The sequence below is a fragment of the Halonotius terrestris genome, from assembly GCF_006861665.1.
GTDB lineage: Archaea > Halobacteriota > Halobacteria > Halobacteriales > Haloferacaceae > Halonotius > Halonotius terrestris.
This window is the reverse complement of sequence record NZ_RKLU01000002.1, coordinates 374,861-397,662: the sequence shown is the minus strand read 5'-3', so window position 1 is coordinate 397,662 and position 22,802 is coordinate 374,861. Positions and strand designations below refer to the sequence as shown.

General features: G+C 63.8%; 29 protein-coding genes (1 of these 29 cut by a window edge). 16 read left to right on the top strand and 13 right to left on the bottom strand.

Going from position 1 to position 22,802, the window contains the following annotated elements; genetic code table 11:
* A protein-coding gene (locus EGH24_RS05660) for a sulfurtransferase (protein WP_142979185.1) crosses the window boundary here: on the bottom strand, positions 1–167 show its 5' portion. 700 nt of this gene lie to the left of the window's left edge; only the first 167 of its 867 coding nucleotides appear in the window; it begins with the start codon at positions 165–167; its stop codon lies beyond the left edge, outside the window.
* Positions 168–429: 262 nt separating this feature from the next.
* On the opposite strand from EGH24_RS05660, the gene EGH24_RS05655 reads away from it, so the two are divergent.
* From EGH24_RS05655 to EGH24_RS05635, 5 genes are all read left to right on the top strand, one after another.
* A complete protein-coding gene (locus EGH24_RS05655) occupies positions 430–1,227 on the top strand; it encodes a sulfurtransferase (RefSeq protein ID WP_142979184.1) in 798 nt (265 codons plus the stop codon).
* Between the two features lie 63 nt (positions 1,228–1,290).
* Positions 1,291–1,764 carry a hypothetical protein gene (locus EGH24_RS05650; protein ID WP_246057903.1) on the top strand — a complete coding sequence of 158 codons (474 nt, stop codon included), beginning with the start codon at positions 1,291–1,293 and terminating at the stop codon, positions 1,762–1,764.
* 66 nt (positions 1,765–1,830) lie between these two features.
* Positions 1,831–2,154: a winged helix-turn-helix domain-containing protein gene (locus tag EGH24_RS05645; protein ID WP_142979183.1), complete on the top strand. Its 324-nt coding sequence runs from the start codon at positions 1,831–1,833 to the stop codon at positions 2,152–2,154.
* 55 nt (positions 2,155–2,209) lie between these two features.
* Positions 2,210–2,926, top strand: a complete 717-nt coding sequence (locus tag EGH24_RS05640) for an AzlC family ABC transporter permease (protein WP_246057900.1) — start codon at positions 2,210–2,212, stop codon at positions 2,924–2,926.
* Positions 2,919–3,233 (top strand): AzlD family protein, encoded by a 315-nt coding sequence (locus tag EGH24_RS05635; protein ID WP_142979181.1) that lies wholly within the window; start codon positions 2,919–2,921, stop codon positions 3,231–3,233. The genes EGH24_RS05640 and EGH24_RS05635 overlap by 8 nt, the downstream gene beginning before the upstream one ends.
* A 68-nt stretch (positions 3,234–3,301) precedes the next feature.
* Here the strand turns inward: EGH24_RS05635 and EGH24_RS05630 are convergent, their stop codons facing one another.
* From EGH24_RS05630 to EGH24_RS05620, 3 genes are all read right to left on the bottom strand, one after another.
* A complete protein-coding gene (locus EGH24_RS05630; protein ID WP_021039690.1) occupies positions 3,302–3,496 on the bottom strand; it encodes a cold-shock protein in 195 nt (64 codons plus the stop codon).
* A 91-nt stretch (positions 3,497–3,587) separates the two neighbouring features.
* Positions 3,588–4,238 (bottom strand): DUF6517 family protein, encoded by a 651-nt coding sequence (locus tag EGH24_RS05625; protein ID WP_142979180.1) that lies wholly within the window; start codon positions 4,236–4,238, stop codon positions 3,588–3,590.
* A 108-nt stretch (positions 4,239–4,346) separates the two neighbouring features.
* A complete protein-coding gene (locus tag EGH24_RS05620; protein ID WP_142979179.1) occupies positions 4,347–5,300 on the bottom strand; it encodes a transcription initiation factor IIB in 954 nt (317 codons plus the stop codon).
* A 213-nt stretch (positions 5,301–5,513) separates the two neighbouring features.
* On the opposite strand from EGH24_RS05620, the gene EGH24_RS05615 reads away from it, so the two are divergent.
* A complete protein-coding gene (locus tag EGH24_RS05615; protein ID WP_142979178.1) occupies positions 5,514–6,140 on the top strand; it encodes an METTL5 family protein in 627 nt (208 codons plus the stop codon).
* 29 nt (positions 6,141–6,169) lie between these two features.
* Here the strand turns inward: EGH24_RS05615 and EGH24_RS05610 are convergent, their stop codons facing one another.
* The 3 genes from EGH24_RS05610 to EGH24_RS05600 all read right to left on the bottom strand — a co-directional run bounded on the left by EGH24_RS05610 (position 6,170) and on the right by EGH24_RS05600 (position 8,494).
* Positions 6,170–7,864, bottom strand: a complete 1,695-nt coding sequence (locus EGH24_RS05610) for a rhomboid family intramembrane serine protease (protein WP_142979177.1) — start codon at positions 7,862–7,864, stop codon at positions 6,170–6,172.
* Positions 7,865–7,927: 63 nt separating this feature from the next.
* Positions 7,928–8,206, bottom strand: coding sequence for a UPF0058 family protein (locus tag EGH24_RS05605; protein WP_142979176.1), 279 nt, complete (start codon positions 8,204–8,206; stop codon positions 7,928–7,930).
* 60 nt (positions 8,207–8,266) lie between these two features.
* A complete protein-coding gene (locus EGH24_RS05600; RefSeq protein WP_142979385.1) occupies positions 8,267–8,494 on the bottom strand; it encodes a DUF7120 family protein in 228 nt (75 codons plus the stop codon).
* Positions 8,495–8,688: 194 nt separating this feature from the next.
* Between EGH24_RS05600 and EGH24_RS05595 the strand changes: the two genes are divergently transcribed.
* The 4 genes from EGH24_RS05595 to EGH24_RS05580 all read left to right on the top strand — a co-directional run bounded on the left by EGH24_RS05595 (position 8,689) and on the right by EGH24_RS05580 (position 13,194).
* Entirely contained in the window at positions 8,689–9,282 is a 594-nt protein-coding gene (locus EGH24_RS05595; RefSeq protein ID WP_142979175.1) for a sulfite oxidase-like oxidoreductase, read from the top strand.
* Positions 9,283–9,334: 52 nt separating this feature from the next.
* Positions 9,335–10,717, top strand: a complete 1,383-nt coding sequence (locus tag EGH24_RS05590) for an isochorismate synthase (protein WP_142979174.1) — start codon at positions 9,335–9,337, stop codon at positions 10,715–10,717.
* Between the two features lie 41 nt (positions 10,718–10,758).
* Positions 10,759–12,513: a 2-succinyl-5-enolpyruvyl-6-hydroxy-3-cyclohexene-1-carboxylic-acid synthase gene (gene menD / locus EGH24_RS05585; RefSeq protein WP_142979173.1), complete on the top strand. Its 1,755-nt coding sequence runs from the start codon at positions 10,759–10,761 to the stop codon at positions 12,511–12,513.
* A 237-nt stretch (positions 12,514–12,750) separates the two neighbouring features.
* Positions 12,751–13,194 carry a hypothetical protein gene (locus EGH24_RS05580; protein ID WP_142979172.1) on the top strand — a complete coding sequence of 148 codons (444 nt, stop codon included), beginning with the start codon at positions 12,751–12,753 and terminating at the stop codon, positions 13,192–13,194.
* 49 nt (positions 13,195–13,243) lie between these two features.
* Here EGH24_RS05580 and EGH24_RS05575 read toward each other — a convergent pair whose 3' ends face one another.
* Genes EGH24_RS05575 through EGH24_RS05560 form a run of 4 tightly spaced genes read right to left on the bottom strand, consistent with a single transcriptional unit; the run spans position 13,244 to position 14,779 of the window.
* Positions 13,244–13,678, bottom strand: a complete 435-nt coding sequence (locus EGH24_RS05575; RefSeq protein WP_142979171.1) for a type II toxin-antitoxin system VapC family toxin — start codon at positions 13,676–13,678, stop codon at positions 13,244–13,246.
* On the bottom strand, positions 13,679–13,927 hold the full coding sequence (locus EGH24_RS05570) for an AbrB/MazE/SpoVT family DNA-binding domain-containing protein (RefSeq protein ID WP_142979170.1): 249 nt from the start codon (positions 13,925–13,927) through the stop codon (positions 13,679–13,681).
* 48 nt (positions 13,928–13,975) lie between these two features.
* Positions 13,976–14,488: a DUF3368 domain-containing protein gene (locus EGH24_RS05565; RefSeq protein WP_142979169.1), complete on the bottom strand. Its 513-nt coding sequence runs from the start codon at positions 14,486–14,488 to the stop codon at positions 13,976–13,978.
* Complete coding sequence (locus EGH24_RS05560; RefSeq protein WP_142979168.1) at positions 14,489–14,779, bottom strand: UPF0175 family protein; 291 nt, start codon at positions 14,777–14,779, stop codon at positions 14,489–14,491.
* A gap of 171 nt (positions 14,780–14,950) precedes the next feature.
* On the opposite strand from EGH24_RS05560, the gene EGH24_RS05555 reads away from it, so the two are divergent.
* The 5 genes from EGH24_RS05555 (at position 14,951) to EGH24_RS05540 (ending at position 19,407) form a co-directional block, all read left to right on the top strand.
* The gene (locus tag EGH24_RS05555) at positions 14,951–15,277 is read left to right on the top strand and encodes a hypothetical protein (RefSeq protein ID WP_142979167.1); all 327 of its coding nucleotides are present in this window, start codon (positions 14,951–14,953) and stop codon (positions 15,275–15,277) included.
* 196 nt (positions 15,278–15,473) lie between these two features.
* Complete coding sequence (locus EGH24_RS05550) at positions 15,474–17,261, top strand: PAS domain-containing protein (RefSeq protein ID WP_185903242.1); 1,788 nt, start codon at positions 15,474–15,476, stop codon at positions 17,259–17,261.
* Between the two features lie 55 nt (positions 17,262–17,316).
* Entirely contained in the window at positions 17,317–17,493 is a 177-nt protein-coding gene (locus EGH24_RS15250) for a hypothetical protein (RefSeq protein ID WP_185903241.1), read from the top strand.
* Positions 17,494–17,710: 217 nt separating this feature from the next.
* Positions 17,711–18,448 carry a response regulator gene (locus EGH24_RS05545; protein WP_185903240.1) on the top strand — a complete coding sequence of 246 codons (738 nt, stop codon included), beginning with the start codon at positions 17,711–17,713 and terminating at the stop codon, positions 18,446–18,448.
* Between the two features lie 47 nt (positions 18,449–18,495).
* Positions 18,496–19,407 carry a 1,4-dihydroxy-2-naphthoyl-CoA synthase gene (locus EGH24_RS05540; protein ID WP_142979164.1) on the top strand — a complete coding sequence of 304 codons (912 nt, stop codon included), beginning with the start codon at positions 18,496–18,498 and terminating at the stop codon, positions 19,405–19,407.
* On the opposite strand, the gene EGH24_RS05535 is transcribed toward EGH24_RS05540, so the two are convergent.
* Entirely contained in the window at positions 19,401–20,177 is a 777-nt protein-coding gene (locus tag EGH24_RS05535) for an alpha/beta fold hydrolase (protein WP_142979163.1), read from the bottom strand. The two genes, EGH24_RS05540 and EGH24_RS05535, sit on opposite strands and share 7 nt — an antisense overlap.
* 188 nt (positions 20,178–20,365) lie before the next feature.
* Here EGH24_RS05535 and EGH24_RS05530 point away from each other — a divergent pair, with 188 nt between their 5' ends.
* Complete coding sequence (locus EGH24_RS05530) at positions 20,366–20,758, top strand: hypothetical protein (protein ID WP_142979162.1); 393 nt, start codon at positions 20,366–20,368, stop codon at positions 20,756–20,758.
* Between the two features lie 14 nt (positions 20,759–20,772).
* Here EGH24_RS05530 and EGH24_RS05525 read toward each other — a convergent pair whose 3' ends face one another.
* Positions 20,773–22,788, bottom strand: a complete 2,016-nt coding sequence (locus EGH24_RS05525; RefSeq protein WP_142979161.1) for a MutS-related protein — start codon at positions 22,786–22,788, stop codon at positions 20,773–20,775.
* Positions 22,789–22,802: the final 14 nt, after the last annotated feature.

Genomic DNA, 22,802 nt, shown 5'->3' with positions numbered 1-22,802 from the left:
TCCCAGTTGAAGCCGATGGCNCCGGGNGCGTGNNNCTCNTCGTANGCNTCNGTGTCNACGTCGACNTCNACCAGTCGATACTCTGGGTCGTCGCTCTGGAACTCGTCGAGATGGTCTTCGGCCCAGTCAGCCGAGACCAGCACGTCTTTCGCGTATTCTGATGACATACACGACGGTCTATACCCCCTATCCGTATAGTACCCCTTCTGACGGAGGTATCAGCCGGTCCTAAACGATTCCGGATAGTTTTGCAGGAACCCAGCCCGCACAGCTCCCCCCGTGACCACCAGCCACGCCGCAGGCCACGCCGCCGGGGGGCTGTGCTGTGTCAGTCAGCCGAAACGAGGTAAGAATCTCCTCTATCACCGAACACCGGCGGCCAGCGGGGAGCGACACAGAGTTCAACCCCCACCGAGACGAAGTGCATATATGACAATCCAGCCCCTCGTTTCGGCCTCGTGGCTCGCCGACCGTCTTGACGACGACTCGATCCGCTTCGTCGACGTGCGCGAACCATGGGAGTACGATACTATCGGCCACCTACCGGGCGCGGTCAACATCCCCTTCGACAGCTACCGCGACAGCGACTCCGATGATCCGGGGACGCTGCCCGGCGGCAAGGCGTTCGGCCGCCTGCTCGGCGAGGCCGGTATCGGTCCCGACGATACGATCGTCGCCTACGACGACACCCACGGCGTCTTCGCGGCCCGGTTCGTGCTTACCGCGCTGGCCTACGGCCATGAGAACGCAGCCCTGCTCGACGGCGACTTCAGTTCGTGGCGACGAGAGTACGAGACGAGCGACGAGGGGCCGGACACGGAGCCGGTCAGCTACGAAATCGAGGGGCTGGCTGCCGACGCACCGATCGTCGGCCGCGAAGCCGTCGAGGCTGCCATCGAGGGTGGCGAGAGTACGCTAATCGACACCCGGGATCAGGAGGAGTACGACGAATACCACCTGCCGGGCGCGATCCGGCTGGACTGGATGGAACTGGTCGACGAAAAGACGCGCGGCGTCAAAGACGCCGATGCTATCGAGGCCCTACTGGCCGAACGGGGCGTTTCAACAGACCGCGAGACGCCGATCATTCTCTACTGCAACACGTCGCGGCGACTCAGCCACACGTTCGTCGCCCTCCGGTCGCTCGGCTTCACCGATGTCGCCGTCTACGAGGGGAGCATGGCTGACTGGCTGGCTGACGATGATACGATTGATATCGACTGCTAACGGGAGTCACGACGACGGCGAGCTGCCACAAAGGTTTACGATGCCGAGGGGTAATGCCGACCAATGACTGAGCGGTCGCCGAACGAATCGTCCGAGCACGCCGCGGGTGGATCGACCGAGCCGCAGGTGATCAGCACAATTGTGGTTACTGAAGAAGACGTGGTGACAGCGTTAGAGGCCACGCTTGGCACCGGTCGTGCGGCCGTCCTCCGGATCACACCGCCGTTCAGCGGCCGGATGCGCGCCCGCTTGCACGTCGCCGGCGAGGAGGGGACGTACGAGGGCCCGGAGCCGATCCACGTCGCACCCGACACGCTCATCGATCCGGTGCCGGCGTATCCCACGGCTGCCGAGACGGCCGCCGAACTCGACTCGGCGGCAGATGCCAACACCGATCACCACGAGGCGACGCACACGGAGCGACTCGCGGAGTGGCGCGAGACGGTTCGGGAAAACCGTGTGAAAACCGCCGAGATCGGCCCACCGGACGAGACGGGTCCCGTCAACGTACGGTGGCTGACACACGACAGCGAGTAATTGGAAACCCACCGCAGCCATGAGTAGAGTTAATTCAGCGACGCGTCATGGTTCAGGTGAGCAGTAATGGCGATTCCAGAGTACGTGTGGTCGACGGCAACCGCGGAAACGGCGGCCGGAACCCGCCTCGCGGGCGCGAGTGATCTGTTCGACGTGCTCGCGGAGCCGACACGTGCGGCGATCCTCGGGGCCTTGTTCGAGGCCGACGAGCGGCTCTCCTATTCAGAACTCGCGGCCGCGGCCGACATCGAGGACAACGGCCGGCTGAACTACCACCTTCGGCAGAGTGACGCGCTGATCGATCAGTCGCCGGCCGGGTACACGCTCTCCGAAACAGGACAGGAACTCGTCGCAGGTGTACTTCCCGTGACGGGAGCCGCTCGTCGCTGAGGAGAACGGTGCTTCTCCGAGCAGTTATGGGCGGATGCCGCCGTGCAGTGTATCGATGTCGAAACGACGACGTGAGATCGACAGTGAGCGGATGGCGTTCTCCGGCGTGGGGCTTCGTGCCGGAATCATCGCGGGAACCCCAGTCGCGGTCGGTGTCGCCGGCTACGGACTCGTCTTCGGGATCATCGCGGACCGTGCGGGGCTGAGCGTCGCCGAGGCCGCGCTGATGAGCGCGACGGTGCTGGCCGGTGCGGCCCAACTCATCGCCGTCGAACTCTGGACTGAGCCGCTCCCGGTCGTTGCTCTCCTGACGACGACGGCCGTTGTCAATCTCCGATACCTGCTGTTGGGCGCGGCCCTCCAGCCCTGGCTCCGATCGCTGTCGCCGCTGGCAACGTACACCAGCGTGTTCTTCGTTGCCGACGAGAACTGGGCCCTCTCGATCGAGGCGTTCCGGAACGGCCGGCGGGACGCCGCGTTTCTCCTCGGCAGCGGCATCGTGTTGTGGCTGCTGTGGATCGTCGCTACGGTGGTCGGGGCGACCGCGGGTGAGTTCATCGAGTCGCCGACACGCTTCGGGATTGATTTCGTCCTACCCGCGCTGTTTCTCACACTAGCGGTCGGTTTCTGGGAGGGCCGACAGTCGGTGCTCCCGTGGGCTGGTGCCGCAGGCGTCGGGATCGCTGCTGAGGTCTTCCTCCCCGGGAAGTGGTATATCATCTGTGGCGCGCTCGCCGGCGTCGTCGTTGCGGTGGTGATGCGTGATGCGTGAGGCAGTCGTCCTCGATCCGACGGTTGTGGGCGTGATTCTGGCGATGGCAGTCGTGACCTACGCGACGAAAGCCGGCGGGCTCTGGCTGGTCGGGCGAGTCGACCGCTCCAATCGGGTGGAGGCCGGACTCGACGCGCTCCCGGGAGCCGTCGCGGTCGCTTTCGTGGCACCCGTCCTTGCCGACGGCGGGGTTCCGGAATGGAGTGCTGCGGCTGCGACGGTCGTCGTTGCCAAGCGGACCGGGAACCTCCTCGCGTCGCTGACAGTCGGCGTCGCCGTCGTTCTTGCTGTTCGGACCTTGGTGTAGTCGTTGGCGACGCTACTGACCGCTCTCAGGGTGATAAAAAATACGAGTCCAACCGTGCTGTATGAGGCCTACAGTCGCTGTAGGTTCGTCGCGCGGGGGCCTTTGTCTGCCTGTTCGATGTCGAATTCGACCTCTTCTCCCTCTTCGAGATCAGGGCCGCCAACGTCTTCCATGTGGAAGAACACGTCGTCGTCCGACTCTTCTGTTTCGATGAATCCGTAACCGCCTGTGTCGTTGAAGAACGCAACCGTACCTTGTGCCATTCGCAATAACTCCAGTTGAGGGTGACAACGCTCAAATACAAAACTCTGTGGGTTATATACGTACGATCGCAGACAGAAAATTAGCGCGTTACTACTGCTCGGCGGGGTGTTCGATAGCGGTGAAGAAGCTCTCGATATTGCCGGATTCGGCACTGTCGAACGCCTGCGGGTAGCCGCCGGCACCGATGACCACGTCACCCTCGTTGACGACTGACGCGACGTAGATGTACACGTCGAACTCTTGGCCGCCGAACGTGGCGACGCCGTCGAATTTTGAAACCGTTATGTCCGTGCCCAGCACTGTCTCGGCGTACGACGATGTCTCACTCGCATCACGCAGGCCGGGGAACTGATCGGCGACGAGTTCTAGGAGGCGTTCGTTCTCCCAGTCGGCGACCGGGTTCAGCGTCTGGCCGGCGAAAGAGAATCCCGGCGTCGAGATCACGCCGAAGAGACTTGCCTGTTCGATGTCATTGATCGTTTTGTCGTAGAGAGCGACCTGGTTGGTGGCGATGATAGTTCGCGTTTCGCCGCCTGCAGAGACTTCGCGTTCGAGCGTCCGTTCCTCCTGCGTTCGGAGTTCGTAGCCGGCGTCGTCGACGGCTGAGTCGGCGAGAACCGCTGGATCAGCTTCCCGTTCGATCGGTCCGTCACCGGTTGCAAGGTCGGCCGCACCGGAACACCCACTGAGCGAGCCGATCCCCAGTGCCCCGAGTGCTAATGCCCGTCGGCGTGTGTACATGACACCGGTATTTGGCATGTCGGCGGTATAACGGTCGTTGAAAATATCCGATGGATTAGCTGTGGAATAAAGAGGGGCCTACCGGCCACAGCAGGCAGTAGGGACGGCCTACCGGAACCCCATCGCTTCGATCTGCTCCTGATACCGGTTGCGGATCGTCACTTCGGTTACCTGTGCCACGTCGGCGACCTCGCGTTGGGTTTTCTTCTCGTTGCAGAGCAGCGACGCCGCGTAGATCGCAGCGGCGGCGAACCCGGTCGGTGATTTCCCCGAGAGCAATCCCTCCTCAGCGGAGACGTCGATGATCTCGGTCGCCTTCGCCTGCACCTCCTCGGAGAGATGCAGCGAGGAGGCGAACCGCGGGACGAACTGCTTGGGATCGACCGGTCGGAGTTCGAGGCCGAGTTCCTGGGAGATATAGCGGTAGGTCCGGCCGATCTCCTTCTGTGGGACGCGGGCGACTTCGCTCACCTCATCGAGTGACCGNGGNATNCCCTCCTGCCGACAGGCNGCNTACAGCGNCGCNGTCGCGACCCCTTCGATGGAGCGGCCGCGGATGAGGTCTTCTTTCAGCGCCCGCCGGTAGATGACCGACGCCACCTCACGCACCGAACGCGGCACGCCAAGCGCGGAACTCATCCGGTCGATCTCCGAAAGCGCNAACTGGAGNTTGCGCTCGCCGGCGTCNTTCGTTCGGATNCGCTCCTGCCATTTCCGCAGGCGGTGCATCTGACTGCGTTTTTCCGACGACAGCGACCGCCCATAGGCGTCTTTGTCTTTCCAGTCGATGGTCGTCGTCAGCCCGCGGTCGTGCATCGTTTCCGTGATCGGCGCGCCGACGCGGGATTTGCTCTCCCGTTCGGAGTGATTGAACGCCCGCCACTCCGGCCCGCGGTCGATCTGCTGTTCGTCCAGCACGAGGCCGCAGTCCTCACAGACCAACTCGCCTTGGTCGGCGTCGGTGACGATCTCGTCGGACTCACACTCGGGACACGTGAGGGTTGCCGCCGATTTGTCGCCCGATTCCTGTTCCTGCTGGCGTTCTCGGGTCGGACTCTCCATTATAAGGATTGTGGTTGGGGTATTATTTAATCCTTTGTGACACACTCCCAAGATATCGGCAGGAGCCTCCAGCACATCGCCCCAATAGAGGAGCCACGCCGTCAGGCAGCCGGGTACACTTTTGCGTCATCACTGAGTAAGAGCAGCTATGCAACCATCGAGTGCCGATGTTTCGACCACTCGGCAGCGAGCCGGAGCCGGGAGGTGTCGGTAGTGGCGACCAAGCGCGAACTCGAAGGCCAGCTGGCGGTCGTCGCGGGCTTCGAGGACCCACAGGCAGCCCTCGAACAGTACCCCACGCCCCCGGCGTTGGCCGCCCACGTGATCCATCTGGCTGACCTCCACAACGATATCGAGGGACGAACTGTCCTCGATCTGGGAGCCGGGACTGGAATGTTCACGCTCGGGGCGGCGCTCCGCGGCCCAGCCCGTGTCATCGCTGTCGAGATCGACCGCGGGCCGCTGGAAACCGCCGTCGAGAACCGCCAGCGCGTCGGGACAACGACGCCGATCCACTGGCTACAGGCCGACGCGACGCAGCTTCCGCTTGCGATCGCCGAGCCGGTTACGGTCGTTATGAACCCGCCGTTCGGGGCGCAGAACGGACAGGAGGGCGCGGATCGAGGCTTCCTCGAAACCGTTGCCTCGGTCGCGTCGGTGTCGTACTCTGTGCATAACGCCGGCAGCGAGGAGTTTATCGAAGCATTCGCCGCCGACAACGGTGGCGAGGTCACCCATGCTTTCAGCGCGGAGTTCGAGATCGACAACCAATTCGACCATCACGACGCCGAAAGCCGCGACGTTGATACCGAAGTCTATCGGATCGAGTGGGACGGATAACTCGAAAGTAGGTCCTTTCGCCTGGCAACTCAGTTCGCTTTGGTGGCGACGCGGACTGCCGTGTTTGATCGGTCGTGAATCGCCACGAGCCGGTCGTCCTGCTGGGTGAATTCAAGGCGGCCGAGCGTCGTCGATTCGTTGCCGGTCGGCAGCGGCGCGGTCTCGTTGTCGACACCGATTCGAAAACCATCGTCGGTTGCGTTGATCGATACCCGCTGGCCGACGATGACCGGTTCGGCCTCGACGGCATCAGAGGCGTACAGCAGCCGCGTCGTGTTGTCGTGACTGAGCAATACTCGATAGGTCGTCCCGCCACCGGTGGCCTGCCAGCCCTCGCGGGTCGCTGTAACGGTCTCCTGCCAGCCAACGCCGCCGAGACGGATCTTCGCCTCGCCGCTGTCGGCCAACCGCGCGGTGCTGACCGCCGTGGACCAGATGTGTCTGTCAGTGTTGCGAACGATCACCCCTGAGGTGCTGATCCGGGTCGTCTCGCCGAAGCCATCGACATCGAAGACGTTGATCTGGCCATCGGTGACGTTCTCGCCGTAGGTGAGTTCGTAGCCGCGAATCTCGATCGGTTCGCCCGGCAACTCGGCGTCGGCCGCGGTCGTCGCGTTGGCCGCGATCGCCGGCGTGACGAGCGACGCGCTCGCGGCGACGACAATCAACAGCGCGACCTGCCGGTGGCTGATCGTCGTCATATCCGCCAGCATCGATTGGGGGTTCTCGACGGCGTATTTCGACAGCACGGGTCGATGGCGAGCGACGACCGCGTAGGTGACCATCGCTGCCAACAGGAACACGAGGCCGACACCAACCGCTCGGTAGAGAACGTAGCTGTTCTCGCCGCGGAACCAGTAGACGGCCCACAGCGAGCGATAGATGCTGAAGAAGAGCACACCGAGCCAGACCCGGGCTGCCGACGGCGGTGATTGCGAGCGATATCGCAGCAGCCCGAGGCCGAGCAGGATGCCGAACAGCAGCCCGATCGCGTGGCCTTGGAGGGCGATCGAAGCGAACCACGGCGTGCTGAAGCTACTACCCGCGCTCGTCACCGTTTCTGGGTTTTTGATCGCGTTCAGCAGTTGGCTGAGCACGGTCTGGCCGACAGTTGCGATGACCGTCGCCAGCGGATACCGGACCACCGTAAACCCCGCAAACGCGAAGACGACGATCGAAAAGCCGATGATCGGCCCGAGCGCGACGGCGGTTCCAACGATCGTGAGTGCGACGACCACAGCCGGGAAGACCCCGACTGCGCGGGCGACGGGGTGTGTCCACAGTTCGTGGAACACGGTGTCAGTTCGGCGTGGCGTGTGATGGCCCCAGATGAACTCAGCGAAGGAGCCGAGGACGAGCGTCCCGATGAGGTTACCCATGAGGTGGCTGGTCGAAGAGTGAGCGAAGCCGGCGACGACGATACCGAAGGGGTCGAGATAGCTCCACGCGCGGAACGGCAGAACGATCGGGCCGGTATCGCTGGCTCCGTCCTGGAGGCCGTAGAAGACGGCGAGGAGGCCGACCATGACGATGAGCGTCCCCCACGGAACGCCGTACAGCAGACGATCAGTCAGTTGGCGAGACCACTCCCGTGGCTGGCCGAGTGCGAACAGCGTGGCGACGGAGGCAGTGAGCGCGAGAACGAGGAAAAGCCGGTAAAGCAGGTCCGCAGAAACCGCCTCGGCGAGATCAGCGGCAACCAACACGACCGGTGTGGCCAGCATTTCGGAAAACGCTATCAGCGGTTCGCAGTCGTTTCGGCGACGGGTCGGCGGTAGCGGCCCACGTCAGATCTTTCCTTCGGCGTCGTCGGCGAGTTCCTTCATCCGCTTGCCGACGCGGCCAGCGTTGGAGAACTCGTCTTCGCTCATCGCCGTGGCGAGGGCGTTGCCGAGGACGAAGACAGCGTGTTTGTGTTCGCTTTTGGATTTGTGGACGTGATCGGGTTCGACAGCCAGTTCGTCGTAGGGATCGAACAGCGAGGAATCGACGGTCTCCTGATCACGGAAATACTCCATGATCGTGACCATTTGTTCGTGGAGTTCGAGCAGTTCGTCTTTGTGCATACCCGCTATTGGGAGGGTCCGAAGTTAAGCGTTATTGGGAACTCCGTACACACCCGGTCGCTAAAAGACGTACTCGTCGTCGTGGCCCATCATTCCGTCGTCGCTCATCATTCCGTCGTCTTCGAGGTCGGCGTCGTCGTCCATCGGGCCGCTCGTTTTGTAGGCTTTCAGTCCCGTCGACAGCAGGTTCTCGATGGCCTCTTCGCGGTTGATGAACTCACCTTCATCGATCAGCTGGGTGATCTGCATTTCGAGGTGTTCCGGGATATTGATCTCGACTTTCGGCATTTGAACATCCGGACCTTGCGTGGGGGTACATTTAAAACTGCCGCCGGGGGAACCGACCGACGAACGGACGATACAGCCGCCAGTGCGGTCGTCTACCGTCGGAACAACACGCTCGGCGACAGCCCCGAACGCGTGACCGGCCGCGACCACGTCTCGGGCGGTAGACATACGCGGCTCCAGCCGAAGGAGGCTATATGACCACTGATCGCACCGAGCTGTACCGGGAGTTCGGCGACGAGCGACTGCCGCCGGGGCAACGCGAAACCGACGGCTTTCCGGTGCTCTCGAAAAGCGGCACGCCCTCGCTTCGCCGCGACGACTGGCGGCTCGAAGTCTACGGCGCGGTCGAGGAGCCACTCGGCGTCGACTTCGAGGCGTTCACCGACCTCCCAACCGAGACCCAAAAACAGGATTTCCATTGTGTCACTGGCTGGAGCAAATTCGACTGCGAGTTCACGGGCGTCACGTTCCCGACGCTCGCTGAGGCGGTCGGCGTCGACGACGACGCGGTTCACGTCCTGTTTCACGCCGCCGACGGCTACTCGACGAACCTCCCGCTGGCGGACTGCCTGCGCGATGAAGTACTGTTCGCCTACGCCTACGACGGCGAGCCGCTGCCGGCCGACCACGGCGGTCCCGTCCGGGTCGTCACTCCACACAAATACGCCTACAAGGGCGCGAAGTGGGTGACTGGCGTTGAGTTTTTGACCGAGCCGCAGCGCGGCTACTGGGAGCAACGCGGCTACTCGACGACTGCGAACCCGTGGGCCGAGGAGCGATACAGCTGACCCCGTGCGGCGATAGTCACCCTCAAGGGCGCGGGCACCCACGGTCCGGTTAATGGAATCGCCGCGCGTTGCTGACCGGGCGATGCTGGTGAGTCGCTCAGTCAGACTCACGGAGGGCGTCCCCCCGTTCCGGACCCTGTTGGACGCAATGGACGCCCCGCGCACTGTCTGGAACGCGGCCGACGAAGCGAGCGTCGTCGCCGGTGGCGCGGCAGCGACGCTGACCGCCGACGCCCCCGAACGCTTCGCCCGGATTCAGGACGCCGCCGAGCGACTGTTCGACTCCGGCGACGTACACGCCGGCACCGAGGCCGCCTGCCCGCGGCTGTTCGGCGGCTTTGCCTTCCACGGCGACGGCCCTGACGCGGCAGAAAGCGACAGCGAGGAAACTGCCCCCGAGGCGGAAAGGAGCCCGTGGGCTGGCTTCCCTGACGCCCGCTTCGTCTTCCCGCGCGTGCAGGTGACGCGGACCGAAGACGGCCCGTGGCTGACGGTCAACGCCGTCGGCCCTGACGCGTCGCCGGAGGCAGTCGAGTCGACGCTGGACGCCGAGCGATCGCGGCTCACGTCGCTGGAAGCGGACGACGCCGCTTCGCCGCGGCCCGGGATCACTGACCGGCGGCGGACGACGACGCCCGAAGCGTGGCGCGACGTGGTGACGACCGCGACCGACCGGATCGACGCGGGCACGCTGCAGAAAGTGGTGTTGGCTCAAGCACTCGAAGTCGATCTCGCGGCGGACCTCGCAGTCGCCGACATTCTCGACCGCTTGAGCGAGAAATACCCCGAGTGTACCCGGTTCCTCGTCGAGCCAGATACGGACGCTCGACCAGCCTTCTTTGGGGCGACGCCCGAGCGACTGGTCTCGCTGCGCGGTCGGACTGTCGAGACGGGCGCGCTGGCCGGAACCACGGGACGGGGCGAAACGCCCGCCGAGGACGAGTGGCTCGCCGAGGAGCTACTGGCCGACGAGAAGAACGTCCACGAACACGANCTCGTGGCGGAGACGATCCGCGAGCAGCTGNCGCCGTTCGCCGCGTCGGTGTCAGTCGGCGAGCGAGCGATCAAGCGGCTGGCGACCGTCCAACACCTACATACGCCGATTACCGCCGAATTGGCAGAGGATACGCACGTACTCTCGTTGGTCGAGGCGTTGCATCCGACGCCCGCAGTCGGTGGGTTGCCACCGGATCGCGCCCTTGAGACGATTCGGGAGACTGAACCCTTCGATCGGGGCTGGTACGCCGCGCCGGTCGGCTGGATCGACGCCGCCGGCAACGGCACGTTCGCTGTGGGGCTCCGCTCGGCCGTGGCGACCCGCCGGCAGGCGACGTTGTTCGCGGGCGTCGGTATCGTCGGCGACAGCGACCCCGACGCCGAGTGGGACGAGGTCGAACTCAAATTCCGGCCGATTCTGGACGAACTCGAAGCCTGAACTCGCCGGACATATGCCGGTCGACCGCAAACGACCGGGCAATGACTGCACCGAACCGGAACACGCTGTGGGGGCGAGCGATCGCCGCCGAACTCGCCCGCAGCGGCGTCCGCACGGTCTGTATCTCGCCGGGAAGCCGCTCGACGCCGCTGACGGTCGCCGTCGACGAACACGACGACCTCCGGACGATCTCCGCGCTCGACGAGCGGACGGCCGCCTACTTCGCGCTGGGTCGGGCGCGCCGCACGGGCGAGGTGACCCCACTGATCTGCACATCTGGAACGGCTGCCGCGAACTACCATCCCGCGGTCGTCGAAGCCAACCAGGCGCGGGTGCCGCTGCTGTTGCTCACGGCTGATCGGCCGCCGGAGCTCCGCGATTCGGGGGCGAATCAGACCGTCGACCAAGAGAAGCTCTACGGCGACGCGGTCCGGTGGTACAAGGACCTCCCAGAGCCGGCTCCGCGAGAGCGCGCACTGCGGTCGCTGCGGACGGACATCTGCCGGGCTGTCGGGACTGCCGAAGGGACGCCAGCCGGGCCAGTGCATCTGAACGTCCCGTTCCGGAAGCCGCTGGAGCCGACGCCGGTCGAGGGCGACGTGCCCGCCGATCTCGATCCGCTGGCCGCGGCCGGCCGCGACGAGGACACGCCGTTCGTGCGCCGAACCGGCGGCGAGCCACAGCTTGACGACCGCGATCTTCGGAAGCTGAGCGAAACGCTGTCCGTCGATCGCGGGTTGATCGTCGCCGGGCCGGCTGATCCGCCGGGGCTCGATCCCGAGCCGGTGACCGCGTTTGCGCACGCGACCGGCTTCCCGATTCTCGCCGATCCGCTGTCGGGGCTACGGTTCGGTGGCCACAGCCGCGTCGCGCCGGTGATCGGCGGCTACGACGGGTTCGTGAATACCGAGGTGACTGCCGAGTGGCCCGATCCCGAGGTCGTGGTTCGGTTGGGTGCATCGCCGACCTCGAAACCGCTGCGGAAGTATTTGGCTGGCACTGACGCTCGGCAGTTGGTCGTCGATCACGCGGGCGCGTGGCGCGAAGCCGAGTTCACCGCGACCGATCTCGTCGTTGCCGATCCCGACCGGCTCTGTGGCCAACTCGCACAGGTGATTCGGAGCGGCGGCGCGGCCGGCTGGCGAAATCGCTGGGAAACTGCCGAGGCGGCACACTGGGAGGCTGCTGACGATGCTGACGACCGCCTCTACGAGGGTGGCATCGTCGCCGACGTGGTCGCGGGGCTGCCCGATCCGGCGACGCTCGTCGTCTCGAACAGCATGCCGGTGCGTGATCTCGACCGGTTCGGGACCGTGGGGACGAAATCGATTACCGCGCTGGGCAACCGCGGCGCGTCGGGCATCGACGGCATCGTTTCGACGGCACTGGGCGCGGCTCACGGCACGACCGACGACGTGACGCTGGTGATCGGCGATCTGGCCCTCTATCACGATATGAACGGCCTGTTGGCGGTCGGTCGCGCCGAGGTGGACGCGACGGTCGTCGTCATCAACAACGACGGCGGCGGTATCTTCCACAAACTGCCAATCGAGGACTTCGAGCCACCGTTCACCCGACAGTTCAAAACGCCTCACGGACTGGACTTCGAGCCTGCGGGCGATCTCTACGGATTGGGATTCTCTCGGGTCGAGAGCCGCGAAGGGTTCCGCGAGGCTTACGCCGCGGCGGGCGACCGCGAGGGCAGCGAAATCATCGAGGTCGCCGTCGACGCCGAATCGAGCCACGAGATTCGGGACGAACTGCAGGCTGAAACAGTCGAACGACTCGTTGACTAACCACTCCGAAGTGCGACCGGCCAGCCGCCTTCCTGGCGGACTGAAAGGGCGAGGCGCGCTCGGCGAACCCGGCCGACGTAAGCACTGCAGGAGCGAACAAAGTGAGCGACGAAGCGCGCAACGAGGCCCGAGAGTCGAGCGCGTCGAGGGCTTTCTATACGGTTCTGAAATCAGATGACTATTAGAAGTCGATTCAAGGGGCGATAGATTATAGCCACCCAGCACATTACGCCGGATATGGACGCGACGGAAGTCATTTATGAGGGCGAGTTGGGCTCGGTCCACAGTTCGGCGGAGGCGGCGGTCTATCTGCCGGACTCGATGGAAATGTCGAAACACAAGGCGATCCCGCAGGCGATCTCTAAGAGTCTCGAAACGCCGAAAGAGGCGATTCGGATCGCGCCGGAGCCGGCGGCCGCGCGGCCACATGCCGACCGCGCGTTGTTGCTGGCCGTGCTGAAGGAGAAGCTGCCGCCGTTTCCGTTCCGGCATGCCGACGCCGCCATCGAGAGCCCCAAGACCGCCCGGCTGCCGGTGCAGGTCGCCGCCCGCGGGCAGACGCCGGTCGCCTGCTATCTGGCGATTCATGGATTCCGCGATAAACAGATCGCCAGCCTGCTCAATATCTCGGAATCAGAGGTCTCTGAGGCGATTGAGAGCGTGATGGAACGAGCGCGATAAGCCGGAGTCTGTCGAGCGTTATATTGGCTACGTGACAGTCAGTAGGTCTTTATTCCGGCTGATACGGATTCGTCGCCGTCTCTAAGCGAGAGATGTGGGCAGCCGTATCGAAATCGTCGTCAAACGCGTACAGGTAGTCCAGCTCTTCGGCTTTCAGATACGCGCTCAGACAGGCATCAACGAACGAGAACACCTCGTACTGCCGGAACTGGGCTTTCGCCATCGCACGCCCGTCCGCCGTCAGTGACTCGATATGGAAGCGCGCGTTTGCCTCGATTCGATCAAGGAAATCGACGGCTGCCTCGTGGCCAGCGTGTGTCGTCAGGCCGTTCAGCGTCTCCGCAAGGACGTAATCGAGGACGACTGCCTCCGGCAGGTCGGCTGTGTCGACACCGCGAAGGATTGCAAGTCCCTCCTCATGGGCTGCGTCGCGGCGATACGCTGCTGCATAGAGCACTGTCGTGTCGATGAGCGCGCGCGGCATCTATCCGTCAACGCCCCACGCATCGTGGTCGGCCGTCACGGTAGTGTCCTGCTCGCCGTCGTAGCCGTCGAACGCGCTGAATGTCCCGTCGCGCTGTTGGACAACCTGTACACGAACCGTTCCCCCGTCTTCGATATGCCAGCGAAGCGTGTCCCCGTCGTCGATGTCGAGTTCCCGACGGATACGAGCGGGAATGTTCGCTTGATTGCCCGAGACTTTGCTCTCGGAGTCGACGCTGTCACTGCTCATGCGTGAACCGAGACGGCCGCGGTATATAAAATGTAGTGTGCGCTCACACTATTCTTCTAATTCCTCAAGCCGGCCGACGAGTTTCGCATACATATCCGGCGCGCAGTACCAGCCGCTGTCCAGCATTGCATCGATGATTTCTCGCCCCGCCGCTGCACTGATCGCGCCGTCGCTGACGAGCCACAACACGACGTAGGCCGTCCCGCGGGTCGTCACCCCCTCCGTGTCGGCGACCGTCCGGCCGTGGGCCTCGTCCATGATCGCAACGCCATCGGCATCGGCTGCGGCTGCGAGTACGGCTCGATCGGCATCACTGAGATTTGGGTTCCGCTGGAGCCGCGAAAACAGAGCCGTTTCCTCGACGGCGACGATCTCAAAAAGCCCGTTCTCGACGTGGCGTTCGATCCGGCGCGCGTCCGGATAGCCGCCGTCGATCCCGGTCTCGATCACCTCCCGCGAGACGCGCTCCGGAATCACACACCGCTCGTCGACGGCTGTGAGATGCCCAAGCGACTCAGTTTTAGCGAGGTAGATCAGCGGCGTCGCATCGAAAACCCACATTCAGAGTGCCTCTAAATCCTCGTCGAGATGCGTCCCCGAAACCCATGTCACATCCCGCTGTTCGGCGAGTTGGGCGAACTCCCAGACGGACATATCGGCGATCTCAGCCGCCCTGCTGAACGTGATTGACCCCTCACGAAGTCCCTCGATGGCCTGCTCCTGTCGCCACTGCCCGAGCTGTTCAGTCAGCAGCTTTCGGATCGCGGTACTCCGGTCGAGGCCTTCGGCATCGAGATACTCCTCGAACTCAGCTTCGACAGCATCCGGTACGCGGGCGGAGATCGTTCCCATAGTGTATACAATGTTTACTAAATATACAAACGTTCCGGTGCGGTACTCGGCGGCAGAGACAGATAGCGGTTGCGTCAGGCCCGATTTCGACGCTCCCGGATTGCATCGCACTGTCAGTCGAACCGGCTCAAAACAAGGTGTTTTGAGTCGGCGGCCCACATCAGCCGTCATATGGTCGACAAAGGCGATCTGCTCGAACCGTTTCCCGACAGCAAGATTTCGACAACCGCACTGACCGATCTCGAATCCCACGACGCCATCCTGACGGCGATCCCGGTCATGGCCGAAGAACAGGGCCCGATGGAACTCTCCGATCGCGTGGTCGTCCAAACCGAGGCCGTCGCTATCGTTGCGGTCTACGAGGACGACGAGGGCTGGTACGTCGCCGAACGCGTCGACGGCACGGACCGCGAGAACGACGCAGTGTTTCAGGAGGCGATGGTGGCGGCACAGGGTGACTCCGAACTCGTCGAGTCGCCGGCGGAATCCGACGCATAGCCACCGCGGTGCTGACAGCGGGGGCAGCGTTCAGGCCCCGTGACCCGATGTCGAGCACGGTGAGTCACGTATATTGCTCATGGGCTCGTTGTTTCAGTATGTTTACACGGCTGGCATACATGGCCGTTTGTATCACGGTGGGGACCGATGCGCTCCGTGCGCGGAGCGTCCACTGGTCTCTACACCCACCTGCCTGATGACCTCGATTGATCCAACAGATGAGACGGTGACGCCCCCCGTCGACCACGATCCGTTCGTGATCCACGACGACGGGGAGGTCGTCTACGCCAACGATCGCTGTCTCACGTTGCTCCGCAGTAGCTCCCCCGACGAGGTCATCGAAAAGCCGATCTTGGCCTTCGTCCAGGAGAGCTATCACGACGCTCTCGCCGACCAGTTCGATCAACTGGCCGACGGCGACGCCGACGCCCTCGGGTTAGCGATCGAACTCGACCCACTGCACGGCGCGGCTCGGGAGATCGTCGTCGTTACCTCACCGATCGAGTGGAACGGAACGCGGAAGCTCCAGAGCACGTTTCTCGATGTCTCAGAGCAGTTGGCCGCCGAGCCGCTGATCGAGCGAGCGATGAACGCCGCACCGGTCGGCATCACCATCGCCGACGCCCAAAGTGAGGACGAACCGCTGCTCTACGTGAGCGACGAGTTCGTCGAGATGACCGGCTACAGCCGCGAAGCGGCCCTCGGCCAGAACTGTCGCTTCCTGCAGGGTGAGGGCACCCGCGAGGAACCGGTCGCCAAGATGCGCGCCGCCATCGACGCCGCCGAGCCCGTGACTGTCGTCCTGCGGAACTACCGGGCCGACGGCTCGATGTTCTGGAATCGGGTGACGATCAGACCGATCACGGGCAAAGCCGGCGAGGTGACACATTTCCTCGGCTACCAAGAAGACGTCTCGGAGATGAAGCTGTACAAACACGAGAAAAGCATCTTCGAGAAACACGCCGAGGCCGCCCCGCATGCCATGTTCATCACGGACCGAGACGGGATCATCGAGTACGTGAACCCGGCCTTCGAGCGGATGACGGGGTACACCGCCGAGGAGGCCATCGGCAACACGCCGCGGCTCATCAAATCCCAACAACAGGACGCGGCGTTCTACGAAGACCTCTGGTCGACGATCACAGCCGGCGAAGTCTGGGAGGAAGAGCTCACCAACCAGACGAAAGCCGGCGAGTTCTACCGCGTCAAACAGACCATCGTCCCAATCGAGAACCAGTACGGCGAGATTACCCACTTCACCGCCATCGAACACGACATCTCCGAGACGGAGTTCACCGAGCAGGTACTGGACGTGATCAACCGGATTCTCCGACATAACCTCCGAACCTCGATCAACGTCATCGATGGATACGCCGAAATACTGGAGGAGAACCTCGACGAGCCGGTCGAGCTGGCTGCAGCCGAGGCGATCAGCGAACGCGCTGACGCCCTCGAACGGCTCAGCGAGAAAACGAGCTATATCCGTGACCTCTTCGAGAACCGCGAGGAACACCAAGTCGTCAACCTCGATGCGATAACGCGATACATCAACGACTGCCACCACAAATACCCCGCCGCGTCGATCGATCTCGCGGTCGCTGTCGACGAGACCGTCGAGATCAAAAACGGCGTGCTGTTGCAGGTCGCCATCGAGGAAGCCATCGAGAACGCGGTCGTCCACAACGACGCCGCCGAACCCGTCGTCGAAATCGTCATTCGACAGCCCGACGACAGCGCGGAACTCTGTATCGAGATCGCTGACGACGGCCCGGGCATCCCGAAAGCGGAGTGGGACGTGATCACCGCCAGCCAGGAGACGCCGCTCCGTCACGCCAGCGGCCTTGGGCTGTGGCTGATCTACTGGGGCGTCACGGCCCTCGGCGGCACGGTCGAGCTGACACAAAACGACCAACAGGGGAGCACGCTGATCTTCCGCGTCCCCATCGTCCGGGAGCGAGTAGTCGGTGACGGCGACACGGAATAAACGGCTTTGTTGTCCAAGCTACAGGTCTACCCGGCCTCCGGCTGTCGATACGCGTGTGTCCCCGCACCCCTCCGACGACGGCCCCGCTGACGCCGCCGCGATACCGACCAACGACAGCCCGTTTCTCGGCCGACTGGACAGCGGGCTGGCGACCTGTGAGGACTGTGGCCGCCTCTACAACGTCTCAGTAAGCCAGCAGTGTCCGGAGTGTGCAGTCACTCACCCACAGTAGTCCGTTGTGCACGAGTAAACCGAGTGAGCAACGGCGGTAGTCACACGCTCCAATCACCGGGAAGCCGCGTCTGCGTGCCGAGCAAACCTGCTGGCAGCGGTGGCGACAGCATCGAGACAATCCGTTCGCGCCGCCGCCGATAGTGCACCCACAGCGCAAATCCAACATGGGTAGGACCGCCTTTTATTACAACTGGGTAGAACAAACTGGACACACCATGCCGGCTCCGATCCGCGTGTTGCACGTCGAAGACAACCCGGAGTTCGCGTCGATGACAGCGACGTGGCTCCAACGCCGCGTCGAGGCGATCAGCGTTGATCGGGTGCCGGCCCCCGCCGACGGCCTTGAGTGGCTCGCTGACAGCCGGCCGGACTGCGTCGTCTCCGACTACCAGATGCCCGGCATGACCGGCCTCGAGTTCCTCGAAGAGATCCGCGAGGAGTATCCCGACCTCCCGTTCATCCTGTTTACCAGCAAGGGCAGCGACGAGGTCGCCACCGACGCCATCGACGCCGGCGTCACCGACTACCTCCAGAAGGACACCGGGATGGAACAGTACGCCCTGCTCGCCAACCGGATCGAACACGCCGTCGCCAGACGGCGCGCCGAACGCGATTATCAAACACTCCTCGACAATACTCCTGAGGGGGTCGCCGTCTGCGAGCCGGACTCCGGCGTCGTCATCGACGCCAACGGCCGGTTTTGCGAGCTGTGTGGCCACAACCGTGAGGACGTGCTGGGCGCGTCGCTGACCGAGCTTACCCCGGCAGAAGCGGTCGTCGGCGACGATCTCGGAAATCGGCTGCAGCTATCTACGAGCGATGAGGCCGCCGCCGAAACCGTCCAGCACACGTTCGTCGACGCCGCCGGCAACGAACGGCGAGTCGACATCACCGTGAAACCGGCCGAAATCGACGGTCGCCAACGCGTTCTTGCGTTCGTCCGACCGGCCTAACCCCCGCGAGCGGCTGGCTTTTTACCTTATCGCCCCCTCGCTCCGGTATGGTTTCGGCAATTTTCGATCCCGACCGCTGGAAGGCGGTCGACGCCTTCGATTTCGACGACATCACCTACCACCGCGGCAGCGACGTGCCGGCAGTGCGGATCGCCTTCGACCGCCCCGAAGTCCGCAACGCCTTCCGGCCAGGCACGGTCGACGAACTCTACACGGCTCTCGATCACGCCCGCAAGCAGGCCGATATCGGCTGTGTCCTGCTCACCGGCAACGGCCCCGCCGAGGACGGCGGCTGGGCGTTCTGCTCGGGTGGTGACCAGTCGGTTCGCGGCGGCTCAGGCTACGAGTACCGCGATGACGACGAGGCGGGCGAGGACGACGACCCCGCAGTCAAGGAGGCCAAGGCGGGCCGGCTCCATATCCTCGAAGTCCAGCGGCTCATCCGGACGATGCCGAAACCCGTCGTCGCNGTCGTNCCGGGNTGGGCNGTCGGCGGCGGCCACTCGCTGCACGTNNTCTGTGANNTNACNCTCGCCNNCGNNGANCACGCNAANTTCCTCCAGACNGACCCCGACGTNGCCNNCTTCGACGGCGGGTTTGGCTCTGCGTATCTCGCCAAACAGGTCGGCCAGAAGAAAGCCCGCGAGGTCTTCTTCCGCGGAAAAACCTACTCCGCCGAGGAAGCTGTCGACATGGGAATGGCAAACGAGGCGATTCCGCACGAGGAGCTTGAAGACGTAGCCCTCGAATGGGCCGACGAGATGACCGACAAGAGCCCGACGGCGATGCGCATGCTCAAGTTCGCGTTCAACGCGACCGACGACGGGCTGATGGGCCAGCAGGTCTTCGCCGGCGAGGCGACGCGACTGGCCTACATGACCGACGAAGCGAAAGAGGGCCGGGATGCCTTTTTAGAGGGCCGGGAGCCAGATTTCGACGACTACCCGTGGCACTACTGACTGACAGCGTCCGGGTCGTCAACGAAGGTCTGTAGCAGAGTAGCGACCTGTTCAGGGTCCGCAAGCAGGCCGAGGTGGCCGACTCCTTCGACTTCAACGAGGCGGCTGTTTGGGTGTGCGTCATTGACAGCGCGCGCCCCCGCTGCGAGGTGTTCGGGACCGTGTTCGCCAGTCAGCAGCAGCGTCGGCGTCTCGAAATCAAGAGCTGGCAGTTCGAATGCTTCGACAGCCTGCAGTTCTCGAATCACAGTATCGATCCAGTCCATGTTGACGTGTTCCGGCCACCACGGCATCGCCGTCACGTCCGGGATACCGCTGCCGGCCTCGAAGAACAATTGCATCGCTTCGGTCTTGTTGGCGTCTTCTGCCAGCGATTGGACCTGCACACTCAGCGGCGTTTCCGGCGGGTCGCCGACGGTGATCGCCGGTTCGTAGAGGACGAGCCTGCTGAGGTCGAGGTCGGGCGCGGCCGCCAGCGCGACCAGCCCGCCGAAGGAATGTGCGAGGACGACCGGATCGCCGTCGACTGCGTCGACGATGGCGTGTAGATCCTCGATTTCGCGGTCGAGGCTGTAGTCGTCGCCATCGCCACTCGCGCCGCGGCCGCGGCGTTCCGGCACGGTAACCGTGTAGTCGGGGGCGAGCTTAGCGACGATCGGCTGGAGGCTCTCGCCGGTGGCCGCGCTGCCGTGGAGGGCGATCAGCGGTGGCCCGTCGCCGTGCTGTTCGTGGGCGATCTCGGTTCCGTCCGCGGAGGAAACAGTAGGCATAGCTTCTCGGCATGGAGCCTACAGCCGTAAGGATCGCTCGACTTCTATCGAGCGAACGCGGGGTCGGCTGCGAGAAGTAAGCAGGCAGGCGTTGTCAGCGAAGAATATCGTGGGTCACGTGTACGCACCCCACAGTTACATTAGGTTGAACCCTCTAGACCCAACACATCGAGTCGTCGAGTCCCTAAATGACGAATTCAAACGCTAGTGGATCGGACGCGGACGAACGTGACGCCGATATCACCGACGAATCACGGTTCGAGGACCTTGTCGAGGAGATAGACGACGACTCCGAGAGCGACGCTGACAGCGACGCCGACACCGATCCCAAGAGCGACGAGGCGGACACAACTCCGGAAAGCATCACGAATGAGGACAGTCAATCTGAGAGCGACCAACCCGACGACGACGGCCAACCGGGAGGCGAGCCGGGGTTCATGCAGCAATCACGACAACGGACGACCCCGTCGGGGTCGAAGTCAACGGCTGCGAGCCTGTCGCTCAGACGGAAGATCCAAATCGGCCTGTTGGTGTTCTTTTCGCTGTTGTTGCTCGTTTCGCTCGTCTGGGAATTTCTCTGAGCCGAAAACAGAGGCTAGAACTTCTCCAACAGCGAATCGTAGAAGTCGGCATCATCGGCGTCGTCGGCCAGCTTCTCGACGATCAACTCCGGCGTCGACCGCGCCAGGTGATCCTTCACCGGTGAGCGATCCACTTTCAGTTCGCCGTCAACGAGCCCGACGGCCTCGATGCCGTCAACGGCAACGTCGACGCCGGCAGCGTCCCGGATCTCTCTGGCGAGATGTGAGACGAAAACGGCAGTCGCGCCCTGCCGGTCGAGGGCTTCGAGGATGCCGGCAATGATCTTCGCGCTCGCACCGGGCTCAGTAATACTCTCCAACTCGTCGACGAGGACGAGCCGCCCGTCCGCGCCGGCGACGAGGTCGCCGAAATCCCGCAGCGTGCTCTCGAAGGCCCCGGCGTCAAGCGTCCCCTGTGATTTGGCGTAGTAGTGGAGCTCAGTGAATCGAGAAAGCTGGACTCGCTCGGCCGGCACGGGGAGGCCCATCTGAGCGGCAATGACGATCAGGCCGACCAGATCCAACAGCGAGGTCTTCCCGCCAGAGTTGACCCCTGATAGCAGCGTCACACCATCCACGCTGTAGTCGACTGGCTCAACAGCCGCGAACTCGACATCGAGAATCGGTGACCGGCCGCCCTCGATCTCGAAGCCCGGCGTGGCGTCGGCATCATCGTCGCCCTCTGCGCCGGTAGCGTCGCCGACGAACTCGGGCATCGTACAGTCGAAGTCGCGTGCAAAGGCGGCGATCGCCAACTCCACATCGAGTTCGAGCGCGTTGCGAACCAGCTCTTCGGCGGGCGTTTTGAGTGCCGCAAGGTCGTCGGCGAGGTCGGCTTTCAACTCGGCCGAACGGCGGTCGCGGGCACTCGTCAGTTCGGTGTTGAGCCGCGAGACAGCGTCGTCGCGCCGCGAGACGGGGAACGTCGGCTCGCCGCTGAAGACGTGATCAGCCAACTCGGACTCGTGATCGGTGAGTGCGAGGCTCTCGGTAAGGTAATTCCGCGCTTTCTCAAGGGCGGCATCGAACTCGTCGTCGAGTTCCCGGGAGAGCAGCGAATCGACGCGGGCTCCCTGTTCAACCAAGGAGAGGAAATCTTGGCCCTCGATGGTCACGTCGCGTTCCTTGATCGCCGCCCGGAGGTGATCGTTGGCGACGGATTCGGCCGTCCCGACCGCCGCGTCCAGATCATCGACCGCGGTTGTCAACCGCTCTAACTCCTCGTCGCCGACGATGGTGCCGTCCTCGTCGACCCGCGCGAGGCCATCGGTGAGCGCGTCGAGATCGAGCGGTGGCTCCAACCCGCTTTCCTCGTGGACACGGGCGGCCGCGAGCAGCCGCTCGCGGTTCTCCGCGAAGAAGGCGAGCAGGCGTTCGGGGACGACATCCCCTGGAGACTCCAGCGCGTCAGGGAGCACCCGCACGTCGCCGGTGAAGTCGCTGCCGGCGAAGGTCTCATCGAGGACGATTACCGTCGCATACGATCGGGCGAGCTCCTCGATATCGTGGCCGTCGTCGACGACTTCCGCCGAGAGTTCGGGGATCGCCTCGCGGGCGGCGGCGTAGCGTTCGGCGTCGGTCGTCGCCAAACATCGTTCGCGGACGCGGAGGCCGGACGGCGATTCAAGCGGAGCCACGTTGGCGAGAGCCTCCCGGAGTTCGGGCGTCGGTTCACGCTTGAGTGCGGCTTCGACGCTCGCTCTAACTTCCTCGATACGAGACTGTGTCGTCGCGGGATAGAGCGTTTCCAGTCGTTTTTCCGCGTAGGTGGTGACCGCACGCTCTTGGAGGAGCGCAAGGACTGACTCGTAGAGGTCGCGGGCCTGCTCGGTTGCCAGCAGGCCGCCGGGGTCATCGTGTCGCTTTCGGATCGCACCGCGGGCGATGGCGGCCGCCCGCCCCTCGCTGACGCCGGGGGCATCCATTAGCGTGAGTACGTCGCCCTGCTGCAACGCGGTTTCGGGGTCGTCGAGTTCGGCTAAGGCATCGGCCGTCTTCGCGCCGACACCCGGAATCGATTCGAACTCCATTCGCCTGCGAGTCT